Below are 18,290 nucleotides of genomic sequence, written 5' to 3' on the forward strand. Positions count from 1 at the left end.
CGTGGCGCGCACCAAAGCCGTTTAGCACTGGCGGCGCAAGCCGATAAGGAACCGAATTCCAGTATTCCGGAACACGGCCCCTGTCGGAGGTGGATTAGCGCGTGACCTTTACCGAACCGTCACCAACAACCGCGAAGGCCGACCAGTAGAACGGGTGCGAGGTTTGCGGGTCGTCCATCAATTCCAACTGCGAACGCCGCAGCGCCTCTGCCGTTTCGCTGTCGGCGACATCGAACAGGCCGCCGATCAGGCGCTTGGTCGCGTCGAAATCGTCAGGCACCGGCCAGTGGCTGGCCAGCACCGTCCGCCCGCCCGCACCGACAAAGGCACGCACAAGGCCATCCAGCGCAAAGTTGCCGCCCGAGGTGATCCCGGCTTCCAGCGTCGCACCGACGGTGGCGCTGCCTGCGGTGTCGCAGGCGGAAAGGATCACAAGGTCGGCATCGATCCGCAGGCCGAAAATCTCGGCGAAGGTCAGCAGGCCGTCAGAATCGCCTTCCGGCTCAAACGAAGTCAGCAGCGCCGGGCGCGGCGGACATTCCGGCTGCGGCGCGGTGACGAGGCCGTGAGTCGCGAAGTGCAGGATGCGATAATCGCTCAGGTCTTCGCGCGACTTGATCGCCGTGTCGGTAAAGCCGGTTTTGGTCAGAACGGTGGTGGTCGCAGCCTGCCCCCCGCCAAGGCGTTGGGCGGCATCATACAGTTCGTCCGACTTGATCGGGTTCGACCAGATATTCTCCGACCACAGGCAGTTTTCACCCCCGGCCAGCGCCGAACGCGTGCCGTTGGAAACACCGGGCGTGTCGTTGATCGGGGTGTTCTCGCCCAGCCCCAGATAGGCCTTGCGCGCAGAGCTGCGCGGCGCGGCACGGACATCGCGGAACGCCGTCGGTGCAACCGAGGTGCTGATCTGCGAGTTCCGTCCCAGCCAGGCGACGCCGGTGAAGTTGTAGTCATCACCTTCGGGCGTTTCGAGCTGGGCCTGATAACGCTCGACGCTTTCATCGTCGGTCACCAGCAGGTTGATCGGCAGCTTCAGCATCGCGCCATCAGGCTCGAAGACGATATGCTTGCGCCCTGGCAGACGATCAGCCACCGGCTCGAACAGGCGGACGTAGAGATCGCGCGACGTTTCCATGTCGAAGGGGAAGGTCAGCACCTGCCCGCCTTCGGCGATGGCGATGCTTTCGCGGATCTTCAACACCATCTCCTCAAGCTGTTCAGGAGTGGCATCGATCTTGTAAGCCAGCGCGTCGTCATGCGCGATGTAGACCATGTAGGCCTCGTTATCGAGCGCGACCATTTTCACATAGGCTTCGTCGTTGCGCAGGATGCTCTGCATCCCTTCAAGATTGATCGCACCGCCCGACACCGCGCGGAAACGCGGATATTCGGCCAGCTTCTGAAGCACTTCGGCCTGCTGGCTCAGCAAACCATCAAGCCGCTGCTGGCGCTCTGCCAGGATCACTTCGGCCTGCGGATTGACCGCGGCTTCGCCTTCGATCTGGACAATCGAGGCACGCATGCGCTGGATCGAACGACCGATGTTGACGCTGCGGCGGAACAGCTGCGAGGCTTCGTCGCTGCCGCCCGACAATTCGCGGGCAAGCACGGCCTGCGTCTGCGCAAGACCGGGACGCAGAAGCAGCTGGCTGGCCGAAAAGATATCCGATGCTGCTGCGGCATTAGCGCCGTCTTCCAGCAGCAGGCCGAAATAGTTGGACATGTAGCTGCGCAGCGTGGGCGCCGGCCTGCCTTCCGCTTCGGCAACGATATCGCGATAGAGCGCGATCGCGTCGCTGCTGCGGCCCGTCCGCGAATAGAACGCGGCGAGTTGGGCCTGCGCACTGTAGAGCGCCGGGGATTCGGGATAGGCCCCGGCAAGCAGGCCAATGCCCTGCTTGTGCAGCGCCTCAGCCTCGGCATTCTGGCCGTTGTCTTCCGAGATTTCTGCCAGTTCGCCCAACACCTGGGCGCGCAGCCACACCATCGAGACAATCTTCCCGCCGCGAACTTCGGCAAGGGTTTCATTGGCCCGCGCCAGTGTCACAGCCGCATCGCCGCTGTTGCCCAGCAGGCGTTGACCGGTGGCGCGCAGATAATCGGCCTGTCCGTCGAGCAGTTGCGCCCGCTCGAGCGGGGTCAGGCTGGAAGAAATCGAAGCGCTCGAGATCGCGTCGCTTTCAGCCGAAAGCCGCCGTGCCATTGCCGGGCCGATCTTGAGCTCACGCAGAGCGCCCGTGTCACCGAATTCGCTGCGCAGAGGCGTGTTGAGGATTTGCAGCGCCTGTGCCGGCTCGCCGCGGTTCAGTGCATCGATGGCTTCGTAATTGCGCTGAAGCCGGGCCAGCACGGGAGTTGCCGCCGCGCCTTCGCGGGTCTGGTTGAAGCGTCGCTGCGCCTCGGCAAAATTGCCGATGTTCGATTGCAGCAGCCCTTCGTTGAGGCGTGCCTCGATCTCGCTGTTGCCGCTCAGCGTTGCCGCTGAGGCCGCGAAGAATTCCGCCGCTTCCGCGAATTCGCCGCTGTTGGCGCGGCGATAGGCTTCGACCAGCGCCTGATCGGCGGTGATCGATTCCGCCTGCTGCCGGATGAAGGCGAGCGAGTCAGTCGTCTGGGTCAGTGGGATGTCGACCGTGCCGGGCACGATCTGATCGGTCGCCAGCGAAGCGACGCCCAGTTCGAGCGCCGTACCATAGGCTGACAGGCCGGAAGCCGCATAGGTGCGGTTGCCGACTTCGCCTACCAGCAGCTCGGTGCGGATAATGCTGCCCTCGCGCGAGCAGATCAGCCTCTTGCCGCCGGGAAGACCGGCCGGAATTTCTGCTCCGGCGCGCTCGGTGCAGGTCGCACCGGGCCCGACAAACCGTTCCGCAGCCTGATCGGCAACCTGGCCGCGCACGACCCACATGGTGCCGATTGAAGCGGCCGCGTCACGGCAGAGGATGTTGTACTTGCGATCGAACAGACCCGCTCCGGCTTCGGGAGCCTGGATCTGCGCCTCGCACAGCCCGTTCGAGCCGACCGGAAAGGTGTCGCGCAGACTGATCGAACGCTGCTGCGCGACTTGCGCGGTGTTGGGAGTTGCCCATAGGGCTGCCGCCCCAACCGCGATGGCCGTGCACAGCGAAAGCGTCGCCTTGATCGGTGTCTTGACCATTTCAGTTATCCTCCACCCGGACGGTGCCGATATTGCCCTGGCTGTAGAGCGAGGCGTCGCCGCCCGCAGCTACAGGATCGTCAACCTCGGTCTCTTCCTCATTTTCAGGCTCGGAAACGAGGCCCGGGAAGTCGAAGCCGAAGTCGTCATCGCTTTCCTGCTCGGTGGTCGGAACCGGCTGGGTCGTTGCAACGGCCGCCTCGACGACCGAGGGGTTGTTGACCACGGCGACCTGCTCTTCGACTTCTTCCTCGATCGGATCGGGATCGGGGTCCGGATCGGGATCGGGATCGGGATCGGGATCCGGATCAGGATCGACAGTCGTGCCGCAATCACGGGTGTTGATGAGGCAATCGTTGAATTCGGATTCGGCCGAATACAGCGTCGAACCGCTGCCCGAACCGGTTCCGTCATCGAATACCACTTCGTCGAAGAATGCCTGGCCGACAATCAGATTGCCTGCCGCATCAATCCGCGCACCATAGGCGAAGACATCCAGTTCAGTGCCGCTCGTCCCGCGAATGGTCAACCCGCCGTCACCGACAAGAATACCGCCCTGCGCGGTTGCCGTGCCGGTGTTGCGAACCAGCAGCGACTGGCCGACTTCAAGCACCACTCCGCCCGCACGCAGATAGCCGAGCGGGTCGTCACTGCCGGCCGCAGCCACAGCAAGCTGATCATTGCGGCCCGTAAACGTCGGATTATCCTGAAGCAGCGCGATCATGTCGCTGTCCGCGATCCAGATGTTGCTGGAGCCGAGGAAGATCGTCCCCGTCGGACGGCTGTTCGGATCGAGCAGCGCAAGTCCGCCTGGCGTCACGATCTCGATACGATCCTGGGCGAACAGGCTGAAGCTGTCGTCCGCGCCCGAATCCGCCAGCACAACCTGCCCTTCGACGCGGGCGACACCGCCCGGCCCGGCCACGCTGACCACGACATTCGAGACACCATTGTCGAGCGAACCGGCACCCAGCAGATCGCGCAGGATCAGGTCGGGATCGTTGGGCCCGCTTTGAGCGACATTGGGCTGCACGAAGTTGAAAGAGCCAACCTCAAGCCGGTCAAGCTCTTCACCGATCAGCGAGTAGCCTTCCCCGGTTACCCCGCCGATCGGCGTTCCGCCACCGCCAAGGATTGCCGGAGCATCCTCGTTCAGCGATTGGAAGTTCATGGTGAAGGCACCGACGCGCGCGCCGTTCTCGATCACGATATCGCTTGACGCGAGATTGAGGATGGCCCCGCCGAAGCTGATAGCATTGTCATCATCGCCAAGGATGCTGATCGTCCCCTGCGACTGGATCGAGATGATCGCAGTCGGATCGTTCACATCAGGCCCGCCGATGATGCCGCCGTTCCCGGTCTGGATCAGGAAGCTGTCGAGCGTGTTGATCGACATTGCCTCGATCACCCGGATGCTGCCGCCATTGGCCAGCAGCAGCGAGGTTCCCTGTTCGCCCAGCGTATCGCCAATCGCGCTGCCATTCAGCGCGTCGACCAGCAGGTCGCCCGAAGTCACCCGCGCCGCAATCACGCCTGCGAAATTGAGCGGGGTCGAGGTAAATCCTCCGGTCGCGTCGGCTTCGAGCGTGAGGTTCGCCACCTCCACGCTCGGAACGCCTCCGCTTGGTGAAGCGATGTCGAGTGACGCGACGCCCCCGCTTGCGCCATCGCCGATCGACGTAATCCCGCTGCTCAACAGGCTGAATTCAAAGGCATTCAGCGAGGAATTGTTCTCGATGATCGCTTCCGAACGACCGGCGTTGGCGAAGCCGCCAACTCCGTTAGTGACCGTTGCCGATCCGTCAGCGCCGCTATCCAGATCTATGATGTCCGCCGACAGCGTGGAGTCGAACAGCAGCAGCTGCGCCGTTCCGCCGAACGCGTCACCGTTCTCATCGCCCGCACCGCCATCGGCAAAGGCCGAAATAAGCAGGCGCGAGACGCCAGCGGTATCCGGATCGATTGAGAAATTGGTTTCCAGCAGGTCGAGGCTGGCGAAACCGGCATCTGCGGTGCCGCCGATGGCCCCTGCCCCTCCGACTGCATTCGAAAGAATGCTGCTTTCACCAACCAGCGAGAAGTTGGAGGTCGTTCCGACGAAGAACAGCGGATGCGCTTCGGCATTGCCGCCAATCCCGCCCGGCCCGGTCGCATCGCCGCCGATGGCCGATGCGCTTACGGTGAATCTGCCGCCGTTCCAGTCGCTTTCGTTGATCTCGACATTGACGATCGCGCCAAGCGCCGTGCCACCCTGTGTCACGCCGGTGCCGCCAAACGCCGAACCGCCGATGCTGACCTCCGCCAAGCCCGCTGCATTGGGCAGGACATTCACGGTCGAACCGATCGCCGTGAAATTGACTATGCCGCGATTGGTGATGCTGCCACCGATCGCCCCGTTCCCGCCGGTAGACAGGTCAGTCACGACGCTGCGACCGACCAGGTTTAGGGTGGAATTGTCGACCAAAAGGGTCGCGGTGCCACCAATGACATCACCGCCATTGCCGGTGCCCGAACCATTGCCGCCGACACCGCCGGACACGCCGCCTGCCAGTTCGGCGGTCAAGGTGCCGCCATTGGTGACGGTGATCGCGCGCTGGCCACCGGTCGCGTCACCACCGTCGATGTTGAGGTTTGTATCGAGGCTGCTGCCGCCCTGGCTGAACATCGAGAAGATGGTCGTGCCCATGCTGAGCGTGCCGCCATCGACACTGATCGTTCCGATGCCACCGGAGGCATCGCCACCTGCACCGCCTTCGACCGAGCTTCCCCCACCGATACCGCGTGCGATCACCCGGATGGCACTTGCCGAATTGGGATCGGCTGCCGGATCAAGCGGAAGTTCTACTGTTCCGCCGCCAGTCGCTGCGAGCAGCACCTCGCCGCCGTCTCCGAGCCCACCTATGCCCGAACCACCTGTTGCATCGCCGCCGATGCCGGAGGCGGAGAGTAAAACTTCGAAGAAGCCGGGGAATGCCGCACTGGTCGGTGTGTTGCGCTCGACTTGCAGCAGGCTGTCCGTTCCCGAAGCGGAGATTTCCGCAAAACCGCCTACGCCGTCGCCGCCCGCGGCCAAGAGCGTGACGGTTGAGCCGTCGACGTCAAACGTTGCGCCCGATCCACCGACCCCGATTGCTGCTACCTGGGCAGAGCCAAGGGAGAGTGTGCCGCCTTGCTCGGCTCGTGCATAGGCCAAGCCGCCTGATCCAAGGCCACCGATTGCCCCAGTGTCGCCGCCGCCGCCAAAGCCACTTGCCAGCACATTGGTGTGGCCGGTGATCGTACCTGAAACGATCGAAGGATCGAGTGGGCGCGCGCTGATCCCCGCAGTCCCGCCGGTTCCGGTCGCACCGTCGCCGCCACCGGAGGAACCGCCGAAGCCGGTTGCTTCCACGGTCACATCGGAATTGATGATCGAACTGCCGCCGAGGAATTCAAGCAACGCCGTCCCCGCAACGGCATCACCGCCGTCACCCGTACCATCCAGACCGAAGCTGTCTCCTCCCGTGGAATTGGCCAAGACCCTGAGTATGTCCGAATCGATTGTTGTGCCGTCAAGCTTCACCAGCGCCGGTCCGCCAAGTGCCGAGCCGCCCGACAGGTCACCAAATCCTCCGAATGTCAGGTTGCCTATTTCCAGCGAGCCGGGCTGGGTCGCGCTCGATGCGATAGAGATCGTGCTGTTGACGACATCGACCTGGACGCTGCCGGCCAGAGCATCACCACCAAAGCCGCCTGAGCCGCCTGTCGCTGTGGAAGAAATTGAATTGGTCAACCCTGGGAACTGGCCGCCACCCGTATCCGGCTGCGTCGCAAGCTGAAGGTTTGAATCCGCAATAGAGACGGTGAGGCTACCACTCGTAGCGTCGCCACCAGTCCCATTGCTGCTACCAGCCGATCCGCCTTGGGCAGAAGCATCAGCCAGCAAAGCTCCACCGATCCACTGGGTTTCGCCAATCAGGATATCGACAGTCGCACCGACAGCGCTTCCACCAAGCGACTCGCCGAAACCGCCCGAGTTAATTCCGCCAACGATCAACGCGGATTCGCCATTCGCGTTGGCGATGCCGTTTATCGTTGCTCCCACCGCTGTGAAACTGACTGATCCTGGAGTTACACTGCCGCCAATGGCACCAGCACCGCCGGTCGACTGATCGACCACGATGTTGCGACCAACCATGTTGTAGGTTGCGTTGTCGATCAGGGTGGAAGCGATCCCGCCGACGGCATCGCCACCGTTTCCGGTGCCAGAGCCATCGCCGCCAACGGCTCCAGATACGCCGCCATTGAGTTCAGCCGTCAGCGTGCCGCCATTGGTGACGGAAACCACGCGTTCGCCGCCAAAGGCATCACCGCCGGTGATGTTGAGGTTCTGATCGAGGCTGAAGCCGCCCTGGGCAAACATCGAGAAGATGGTTGCACCCATGCTGACCGAACCGCCATCGACTTCGATCATGCCAAGCCCGCCGATGGCCTGACCGCCAGCGCCGCCGTCGACAGAGCTGTGGCCGCCACGCCCGCGTGAGTGGATTCGTATGGCGCCAATCGGATCGGGATCATTCGCCGGATCGAGCGAGAATTCGATGGAAGCTCCGGTGGTGGCCGAGATAACGGCTTCGCCGCCCGTCCCGTCGCCGCCAATGCCCGTGCCGCCGGTTGCATTGCCGCCAAAGCCGGATGCGGAAAGGAGCGTCGCGAGGCCGACAGGATCAAAGAATTGCGCAGGGACATTGCGTTCGATCACCACGCGACTGCCGGTGTCGAAGGCGCGGATGTCGGCAACACCGCCGAACCCGTCACCGCCTGCGGCAGTTAAGGTCGTAAAGCTGCCATCATCCTCGAACACCGCACCGGTTCCGCCCTGGCCAACCGCGTTGACCTGTGCCGAACCGACCGACACGAGGCCGCCAGCTTGCGCCTGAATGAAGGCTTCCCCGCCTGTGCCGACACCGCCGGTCGCATCCTGGCCTCCACCGCCGCCAATACCGTTGGCAAATATCCGGGCATGCCCGCCGATGACACCATTGCCGAAAATCGGAGAGAAAATCGCGATGTCGGCAACGCCGCCGGTGCCATCACCGCCATCGCCCGTGCGCGAGCTGCCGCCGATGCCGTTCGCGTTGATGAAGACATCTCCGGTGACTTCGGTATCGCCGTCCTGGAAGCCCATGAAGGCCTGGCCGCCGGTGCCGTCACCCCCGCGCCCGATCGAGCCCACGCCGCCGCGCCCAATCGCGTAGGCAGAGAAACTGTCGAGCGTGATGGTTCCACCGCCATTGGTGAAAATCCCCGAGCGTTCGCCACCGATGCCATCGCCGCCGATCGCGCCATTGCCTCCGACGCCGTCAGAGAAGGTAGTGACATTGCCGCCGACCAGCGTTCCCAGGGCACCCGAAACCAGCGCCCGTCCGCCAAGACCGGTGCCGCCGTTACCTTCGGGATCGGTCGTCGACCCGCCGAAGCCGCCACTGCCGCCAAAGCTGCTGGTATCGACAAACACGTCGCCATAGGTCGCGCTGCCGATGCCTACGGTTCCGTCGGTGCCCTGCACCAACAGGCCCGCAGTCGCGCTGCCGCCGGTGCCGTTACCGCCGTCGCCGCCAGCCTGGCCGAGGCCGCCGCTGCCGCCCCCGCCGCCAAACCCGCGCGCCTGAACCGTCGAATTGCCGCCGACTTCCAGATTGCCGTTGTCCGCACCCGCGATCAGCGCCGCGCCGCTGCTTTCGGTGGGATCGCTCGCAACGGTTGCACTGAAGAGCCCTGCAACGCCGTCGCCGCCGCGCCCGGCAAGAATGGTCGAACCATCACCCTGGCCGCCCAAACCGCCAAAGCCGTTGGCAAGGACGTTCGCATCGCCACCGATCACCACCGACCCGCTATCGGCCTGCGTTCCTTGGCCGACGATCACGGCCTTGCCGCCCGTGCCGGTCCCGCCATCGCCGCCAAAGCCCGAGGTGAGAGCGTTGCCGCCGATCCCCGAGGCATCCGCTGTTGCGGTGGTCTGGATAGAAGCTGTGCCGAAGAGCACCTGAAGTCCGGACACGCCGCCAAAGCCGTTGCCGCCACCAACGCCATCACCGCCAACGCCGTTGGAGTTGGCGAAGAAATCTACCGCGTTGAAGCTGCCGCCGTTGTTGACGAAGGCAAACGCACGGGCGCCGCCAATCCCGTCACCGCCGACGCCGGTGCCGAAATTGTCACCGCCGCGTGCGCTGGCATCCAGATTGATGAAGCCGAAATCCGCGCTTCCCTGGCTGAGGACGTTGACGATCGAAGTGCCGCCAGTCGCCAGTGCGCCTGCCAGTGCAGAACTGCCCGATCCCGCCTGCGCGGTGGAACGAAGCAGGGTGAAGCCATTCACGGAAACCGACGAAGTGTCTTCGACGACGGCGACCTCCGCGATCCCGCCGGTTGCTGCGCCGCCCACACCATTGAAACCAAAACCGCCCGCTGCATTGGCGTCGAAAGTCGCATCCCCCGTGACGGCGATCAAACCGCCATTAAGGTTCAACTCCGCTTCGCCAGCGATTGCGGCGCCGCCTTCGATGTCACCGCTGCCGCCGGTTGCAGCTGCAATGACTTCGAGCGAAGCCATTTGGACGTCCGCGCCAAAGCTGGCCTGCACCGAGGCAAAGCCGCCTGTGCCGATGCCGCCGACATTACCTTCGCCCCCGACGCCGCCGGCGGTTACATCGACATTCCCGGCAGTAATCGAACCCGCACGTGCGGTGAAGAACGCGCCGAAGCCGTTGCCGTCGCCGCCATTGCCGCGCGGATCACCCGTGCTGCCGCCAAAGCCGCCATTGCCGCCTTCGCCGTTTGCAGTGATGAAGACATCGCCGAAACTGACGACGCCCGCGCCGACCGAACCGTCGCCGCCCAGCAGCGCCTGACCAGCCTGCGCAGTGCCGCCCGTACCGGTGCCGCCATCGCCGCCCGCCTGGCCAAGACCGCCGTTGCCGCCGTTGCCGCCGACGCCGAAGTTGAAAATGTTGGTCGTCAGCCCGATCGACAGATTGCCGTTGTCGCCGCCGCCCAGCACGAATGCGCCATTGTTGAACGCCGGATCAGCCTGGTTGGGCGTGCCGAATTGTCCGGCGGTACCGTCACCGCCGCGACCAGCAGCGATTGTGCTGCCGTCACCCTGACCGCCTGTGCCGCCGCGGGCGGTGGATTCGACCGTCGCCGAACCGCCGATGTTGAGGGTTGCCGAAGCCGTGAGGGTTCCCGTTGCCTGAAGGAACGACAGGCCGCCAATTGCATTGCCGCCTGCTCCGCCGAAGCCGAAAAAGGCATCGCCGCCATTTGCGATCGATGAGGAGATCGCCGATCCCGCAACATCGACAAGGCCGACCCGCGCTTCGATACCGGCTGTCCCGCCGGTGGCATCGCCGCCGCTTGTACCGGCGCCGCCGAAAGCCGCAGAACTAGCCTCGAAATCGCCACCGATGTTGATCGTACCGCCAGCGGGAGTGAAAGCCCGCGACGCGCCGCCCAGCGCATTGCCGCCCTGCCCGAAGGCATTGGTCCCGCCAAAGGCATCAGCGCGCAGAGTCACCGAGTTGAGGATGGAGATACTGCCGTCCGAGTCAACGAAGAGTGAGGTGACACCGGCATCCGCAAGACCGCCTTGCCCGGCATCGGCCGAAGTGCCCGCATTGGCTCTCGCCTCGGCCACCAGATTGCCCTGAATTTCGACAGAACTCGAACCCAGCGCATCAACTGAAGCAAATCCACCGAACGCGCTGGATGCGGTCGAGCCGTCAATCTGATCACCAATCGTGCCGTTGGCGCTGGCAATGACGAACACGTCATCGCCCAGGGTTACAAAACCGCCATCGGATGCGAAGACCCGCGCCGTGCCTGCATTGAACGTTCCGCCTACGGCATAGGATCCGACCTGTGCTTCGCTGGCGATGGCGAGAACTTCGACCACGCCTGCGATATCGAGGAACCCGCCCGTTGACCCCACCGAAGCCGAACCGCCCGTCGCGATACCGGAATTGAAAATGGAGAGATCCGAACCGGCAACCGCACTCGCACTGACCAAGGCATTGCCGCCGATATTGAGCGTGCCGCCGAGGAACGCGTCGATAAACGCGGTTCCCGCCGTCGCATCGGTTTCGCCCGTGATCAGGTCGAAATCAACCCGGCCATAGGCGTCAGCAGACACAAGAACATCGCCGGTGATGTTGAACACCTGACCATTGCTGGACGTAAGCTCGGAGAAATTCCGGCCCACCATCAACAGGTTGCCGTCGATCGAGCTTGGGCCGTTGAAAGCGGTGACCTGCACTTCTTCGTTGGCGATTGCGAGGATGCTGCTGCTCGACGCGAAATCTTCAAGGAAAATGCTGCCCGCGACATCCGTCAGTTGCGAATTCGCGTTGAACAGCGCGTTGATGCCCTGATCGATCGCGCCGCCATCGACGGTGCGCCCGCTGACGTTGTAGTTGGCAGAAAGAATGATCTCGCCATTGACGATTCCGGCACTGGCGGCCGGGGCAAAGCCGAGGTTGCCGCGGAAGATCATGCTGATCGGATCGTTCTGCGCCGCAGCCACCGCGTAAATCAGGTGATTGTCGCCAATTCCGGTGCTCGACGGTCCGCCGACATCGCCATCGATCACGACGGGAGTCGTAACGCTGGTGCCGACCGGAATCACGATATCGAACAGGCCGTTGGAAATGGTCAGGCCGACTGCCTCACCCGCGACATAGGCCTGACTGCCGTTGATCAGCGATGTGCCGAGCATCTGCACTTCGGCTGCCACCACCGCGAAATAGGAATTCTCTGCCGAGGCAAAGATCTGGGCACCCGGATTGATGCTGATGCTGGCAGTCGTTGGTGAGCCGGTGCCAAGGAAGAGCTCTCCCGTCTGCCCTGCCCCTGCCCAGTCGGAGAAGGTGGTGGTGGGATCGAGCGTTGTCAGGATCAGATTGCCGACATCGAAAACCGCATTGCTGCCGACGAGAATCCCCGACGGCGAATAGAATACGAGCGTCCCGCCCGGGGTCACGCCGCCGGTTACCGGATCGATCAGCTGCGAAATCACCGTGCCGTCGAACACGGTCACATTGCCGTTGGCGGAAGGCAGGACGATGTTCAGAACCGCGAAATCGGAGACGTTCACGCCGTTCTGGAACGTCGCAGTGTTGCCTGTCGGCAGGAAGTCGAGCGCGTTGCCCTGCCCGTCCTCGTCCGGGGTCCATTCGATGATGGCGGTGTTGGTATCGATCGTGATCGTTTCGGTACCGGACCCCAGCGTACGACTGCCCGAGCCGTCGACAAAGGATTCGGTCGCCTGAAACGCCTGCGCCTGCGCGCGCTCGGGAGCTGCGGCAAGGCCAATGGCAAGCGCCGCCGATCCGCAACCGAGCAGCAGTTTCGAACGATTCTGGTTCAAACGGGCCATTGTTAGAATCTCCACGGAAGAAGACGGGCGGTCACGGAGACCATGAAGCGGACATCGCCAAGCTGCGGCGCCAGATCAGGGCGCTGCAATGGCACGGCAAGGAAGGCGTCACCCTGAAGCTTTGACCCCCAGGCCGCGCGCACCCCGCCACCGGCGGACCACAGACGGTCGGGATTGAGCGGGCTGCGGCTCGGGTCTTCGTTCCAGGTGCGGACGAAATCGCTGAACACATAGGGCTGCACTGCGACAGCATCGGGACCGGCGGGCGCCATGGAGCCGTATCGGACTTCCATTGCGACACCCAGGCCATTGTCGCCCAGCACCGAACCGGGATCATACCCGCGACCGATCGAGAAGCTGCCCCCGGCGTATTCCTCAAACGCAGGCAGCGGATCGCTGGTGACCTGTGCGCTCGCCGAAAGCGAGAAAGTGATGAGCGGATCCGGGCGGAATTCGAACCCGGCATCATAGCGCATCAGGAACGGGGTGGGATCGGCCTCGATCCGGCTCGGCGGCACGGCTGCACCGGCCACGCAAACCAGGGGGTTTGAACGGCAATCAGGGCTGGCCGAAAAAATGCCGAGGCCGTGGCGCGCTTCCACGCCATAGCGGAAACGCATCTTCGGCTCGAACGCGCTGTAACCGTCGAGCCGCTGAATGCTGCGTTCGTCCGTCCAGTCGCCCGACAGGCGGACAAACATTGTCCGCACCCGGTCACGCGTCAGTTGCAGCTGGTTGAAGTCGACATTCTGGTCGACGATGTCGACCCCTGCCGAGGCAAAGATGCTGGAGCGTCGCGAGCGTTTGAGCGGATAGCTGGCCTGCACTGTCGCAAGAACGGTTTCCGACTGGAGATCGACATTGGGCAGGTTCAGATCGGGGCTGGTTTCGCTATAAGTCAGCTGCGCACCGAGCCGCAGCCCGTCACCACCAATGGCAAAGTCATGCGCAAGCTGCACCGTTTGCTGTTCAACGAAATCGACGGTCGAGAACAGGGCAACGGAGGTGCGATCACCCAGCCCGGTGAGGTCATAGGCTTCGACCCGCAGCAGGCCGCCGAACCGGCCAATCGCTTTCGAACCGAAATTCTGGATGTTCAGATCAATTGCGCCATACTGGCGGACAACTGCGATTTCCCCGGTCAGATCACCCGGCGCGCCGCCTGCGGCAGGGCGCAGCGAAAGACGCACGTTCACACCCGGCAGATCGTCTGCCAGCAACAGGTAGCGTTCGGCATCGTTGGTGTTGAACACCGGCTGCTCGGTCAGCTTTTCGAGATATGCGGCAACCACGGCTTCGGATGGCCCGGCATCGCCGCGCACGCGCAGACCCGTCAGCCGGCCGAACACCACTCCGAAATCGGCGATACCATCGCTGAGGTTCTGCTCGGGGATTTCGACTGTCGCCAGATACCCCTTGCTGCGGAGGATCGAATTGGCTTGCGCGCGGATATCGCAAAGCACCGCGAGCGGCAGTTCGCGATTGAGATAACCGTCATAGGCCGAACTCAGCGAAAGTCCCGGCACCCGATCCAGCCCGGAAAATTCGACTCCGGTCAAGGTCAGGCGGATATCAGAATATTCGGCACGATCGAGCACACAGGGCGCACGCTCGAGATCGCCGTCGATCGTCAGGGTGACGCTGCGCTCCTCACGGCGCTGCTCGGGCGGGATCAGCTGGTTGCGCGGAGGCGGGGAAACCTGCGGCGGTATGGGGGTAACTTGTGCCTGAGCAAGAGCACCGGTGGTGGGCATACCCAGCCCGGCAACCAGAGCAAAAGCGGAAGCCAAATGGGTAAACCGCACCCTCAAGGGCGCCTCCGCCTGCGACGCAAAGCGATGCGACAATTGATCCATGCTTGACAAGACTGCCCCCTGATTTCGCCCCAACGGACGCGAACGTCCCCCAAGGCGTTTATACGCCCCAGCTATGATCTCGAAAACGGTGCAGCGTGGCTTTGTCCACGTTCGTGCCCTTTTCGGGCGACCCATTGCTACGTGGGTGAATACTCCGTTTCGGTTCGAAAACAACCCTGTCGGACAAAAACTTTTCCTCAAATTCGGCAGCATTTCTCGTCTGCGCATCATTATGACCACGGGAGGCGCAAGATGGCTTTGGCACTTTGCAAATCCGATCCGGATTCGACCGGACAATAGGAAAAAATTCACGATTAGCTGCTCCTGTGATGGCAACCGCAATAAGTCGCAGGAGGAAGTGTGCAGCACCTCGTCGAAATCTCGCCCGTCCTTGGCGCCTATGACCATGCGAGCAGGGCAATTGGCATTCTGCAAAAGCCGCGCTATGCAAGCCGGATGACGGGTAGCGCTCTGGACTGGAATACCGAGCAGCGCGCAGGCGCTGCAGTGCTTGCGCCGAGCGGGCGGATCGACGAATCGACCGCCGATTCGTTCAAGGATTTCCTGCTGTCGGCAGTGGAAGATGCACCAGCCACGGCGATCATCGATCTGGAAAAGGTGGATTACATGTCGTCGCGCGGCCTGCGCGCACTGACCCTCGCCCAGCGCGCCGGACAGAGCAGCGGCACCACGATTGTCCTTGCCCGTCCGAATGACACGATGCGCGAAATTCTTGCGATCAGCCGATACGACATGGTGTTCCGCGTGGTAGATACGATAGAGGATGCGCTCGGCAATTAGCTTGCGGTAAAGGGGGGAGTATGCAGATCCGGTTTTGGGGGACGCGCGGATCGCTGCCGGTTGCACCGCACGCCTCGACAATCACCGACAAGGTCGCAGACGCGCTCCTCCATGCCAGCGGCAAGACCTTCACCGACAAGGCCGCCGCGCTCGATTACGCCCGTAACGAACTCGAATTCGCCGTCGGCCAGGGTTATGGCGGCGCGACGAGTTGCGTCGAAGTGGACGTGGGTGCGGGTGCTTTCGTGGTCTGCGACATGGGATCGGGACTGCGCGAATACGGGCTGGACACCTTGCGCCGCCTGTCGGACGGAAACCGGCCCAAGGAATGGCATTTCTTCCTGTCCCACCTGCACTGGGACCACATCATGGGCTTCCCGTTCTTCGTCCCTGCCTTCGTCGAAGGGGCGAAAGTCATCATCCACGCCGGCCACAGCGACGCCGAAGAGGCGCTGCGCCGCCAACAGGAAGAAATTTCCTTCCCGGTTCCCTTCGACTGGCTGCGGGCGAATATCGAATTCCATACGCTGGAAACCGGCCGCGAATACCAGATCGGGGAACTGGCCGTTTCCATGATCAAGCAGAACCACAGCCACGACAGCTATGGCTATCGTTTCCGCGACAAATCGGGCCGCGTGGCGATCTATTCGACCGATGCAGAATACAAGATCGACCGGATGGAAGAGGAATCGGCGATGGTCGATTTCATCGCCGGGGCCGATCTGGTGATCGCCGACACGATGTATTCGCTGGCTGACAGCGTATCCATGAAGGAAGACTGGGGCCACTCGTCCAACATCGTCGCGGTGGACATGTGCCACGAAGCGGGCGCGCGGCGGCTGGCGCTGTTCCACCACGAACCGACCTACAGCGACGCCGACATCCAGCGGATGCATGCAGAGACGATCCGGTACGAGGAATTGACGCGCAACCAGTCCGAACTGGAAGTGCTGTGTTCCTATGACGGGCTCTGTGTCCAGCTCTGACACCAATCGCCAGACCCGTGCCCGCGCGCTTGTCGTCCGGGCGGTGCTTGCCGGGGCGCTGCTGGGCGCGCTGATCAGCTTTTTCGCGGGCAATTTCGAACGGCGACTGGCGTTCGACACCATGCAGCAACTCGCCCCGCGCGAAATCAGCGAAGACAATGTCGCCGTGGTGCTGATCGACGATGAAAGCGTGGCCGAAGGCGGATCATGGCCCTGGCCGCGTTACCAGATGGCGCAGCTGATCGAGCTGATCGGCCGCAGCGATCCTGCTGCAATCGGGATCGACATCTACTTCATCGAACCCGATCCCGTCCGGCCCGAAGCCTTTGCCAAGGTCTATCTTGAAGAGGAACTGGACCCGGCGACACGCGCCGCCGTTCTGGCGCTGCCCAACATGGACAATGTGTTTGCCGATGTCCTCGGCACACAGCCAAGCGTGATGGCCCGCGTCGCGATCGAGGACGCCGGGGTCGATGCCGACGAAATCTTCTTCAACACCCCGATCGAAGGCACGCCCCCGCCGGGCACGCTCGCCACGCAAAGGATATTCACCAGCATTCCAGAGCTTGATCTGGCCGCGCTGGGGCAAGGCGTCGTCAATGGTCAACCCGATGCCGACGGTGTGGTGCGCCGGGTTCCCCTGTCGATGCAGGTCGGTTCGGGACAGGCGCCGGGCTTTGCGCTGGAGATCGCCCGCGTCGCGCTGGGCGAGGAAAGCCTGCGCTGGCAGGACGGCAGGCTGATGCTGGGCGAACGCGCCCTGCCCGCCGATGACGCAGGGAATTTCGCGTTCAAGATGGGCTACAATTCCAGCGTCCCGCAATATTCGGCGCTGCAATTGTTCCGGGGCGAATTGCCCGCCGATGTCTTCGCCGGAAAGGCCGTGCTGGTGGGCGTCGGCGCGACGGGGACCTACGATATCGTCGCCACGCCGCTGCAAAGCGAAGTCGATGGCGTGCTGGTGCAGGCGATGGCCGTCGATGCCATGATCGAAGGCCAATGGCTGACCCGGCCTTCATCAATGGTGCTGCTGGAAGTGCTCGCCGCGCTGGCTTTGGCGGGACTGGTGCTGGCAGCCGGATGGACGGCGCGCAACTGGCTGCTTTGGGTGGCGCTTGGATCGGCAGCCCTGATCCCGGTTGGCGCCTTTGCCGCCTATACCGGCGCCAATCTGCTGTTCGATCCGGTGCGCCCGCTGATGGTGGCGGCGGCGGCGGCCATCGCGCTGGTGGCGACGCGCTATGCCCTTGCCCGCGCCGAACGGGCACGGCTCGCATCCGAACTGGTAGAAGAACGGGTGCGTGCCTCCGAACAGCGGGGCGAACTGGAGGCTGCACGGCGCATCCAGATGAGCATGGTGCCGGGCGAAAAGGTGCTGTCGCGGCTGGACCACCGGGCGGATATCGCCGGCGTGCTGGAACCGGCGAAATCGGTCGGCGGGGACTTCTTCGACGCGGTCAAGGTCAGCGATGATCTGCTGCTGTTCCTTGTCGGCGATGTCACCGGCAAGGGCGTGCCCGCCGCGCTGTTCATGGCGCTTTCGAAAACACTTTCCAAAAGCAATCTCGCCCGCGCAGGCGACGGGCTCGAAGCGGCCGTGTGCGCGCTAAATTTCGATCTGATGGACGAAGCGGACGAGGAAATGGGCCTGACGATGCTGGTCGGCACGCTCGATTGTTCGACCGGCGATCTGCAACTGATCAACGCCGGACACGAAAACCCGATGGTGGTTCGCGCCTCGGGCGAGGTCGAAACACTGGCGATGCGGGGCGGTCCGCCGTTCTGCGTGATCGACTTTCCCTACAGCGCCGAAAGTTTCCGCCTCGACGCCGGGGAAACCCTGGTGGTCATTTCCGACGGCGCGACCGAAGCGGCAAACGAGCGGGACGAATTGTTCGGGGTCGAAGGGGTGGTCGCCGCGCTTGCAGCCAGCGCCGACGGGACCGCGCCCGGCCGCGCGGCGCATCTGGCCGCGTCGGTGCGGGCGTTCGAAGGTGAAAGCGACCCGAGCGACGACCTGACGATCTTCACCCTGCGCTTTCTGGGCCCGCAGGAGCGATCAGATCACTGATCGG

General features: G+C 63.4%; 6 protein-coding genes. 3 read left to right on the plus strand and 3 right to left on the minus strand.

Annotated features, from left to right (window positions below):
• Positions 1-94: 94 nt before the first annotated feature.
• From AABA34_RS13405 to AABA34_RS13415, 3 genes are read right to left on the minus strand one after another with little or no spacing between them, the layout of a single operon-like run.
• On the minus strand, positions 95-3,160 hold the full coding sequence (locus AABA34_RS13405; RefSeq protein WP_338303017.1) for a CHAT domain-containing protein: 3,066 nt from the start codon (positions 3,158-3,160) through the stop codon (positions 95-97).
• 1 nt (position 3,161) lies between these two features.
• Entirely contained in the window at positions 3,162-12,572 is a 9,411-nt protein-coding gene (locus AABA34_RS13410; protein WP_338303018.1) for a hypothetical protein, read from the minus strand.
• A 2-nt stretch (positions 12,573-12,574) separates the two neighbouring features.
• Positions 12,575-14,428: a ShlB/FhaC/HecB family hemolysin secretion/activation protein gene (locus AABA34_RS13415; protein WP_338304745.1), complete on the minus strand. Its 1,854-nt coding sequence runs from the start codon at positions 14,426-14,428 to the stop codon at positions 12,575-12,577.
• A gap of 360 nt (positions 14,429-14,788) precedes the next feature.
• Here AABA34_RS13415 and AABA34_RS13420 point away from each other — a divergent pair, with 360 nt between their 5' ends.
• Genes AABA34_RS13420 through AABA34_RS13430 form a run of 3 tightly spaced genes read left to right on the plus strand, consistent with a single transcriptional unit; the run spans position 14,789 to position 18,286 of the window.
• Entirely contained in the window at positions 14,789-15,229 is a 441-nt protein-coding gene (locus AABA34_RS13420; RefSeq protein ID WP_338303019.1) for an STAS domain-containing protein, read from the plus strand.
• A 20-nt stretch (positions 15,230-15,249) separates the two neighbouring features.
• Positions 15,250-16,215, plus strand: coding sequence for an MBL fold metallo-hydrolase (locus tag AABA34_RS13425; RefSeq protein WP_338303020.1), 966 nt, complete (start codon positions 15,250-15,252; stop codon positions 16,213-16,215).
• The gene (locus AABA34_RS13430) at positions 16,202-18,286 is read left to right on the plus strand and encodes a CHASE2 domain-containing protein (RefSeq protein ID WP_338303021.1); all 2,085 of its coding nucleotides are present in this window, start codon (positions 16,202-16,204) and stop codon (positions 18,284-18,286) included. Before AABA34_RS13425 ends, AABA34_RS13430 begins: the two co-directional genes overlap by 14 nt.
• Positions 18,287-18,290: the final 4 nt, after the last annotated feature.

It is taken from the genome of Erythrobacter sp. Dej080120_24 (genome assembly GCF_036322605.1).
Classification (GTDB): Bacteria; Pseudomonadota; Alphaproteobacteria; order Sphingomonadales; family Sphingomonadaceae; genus Erythrobacter; species Erythrobacter aurantius.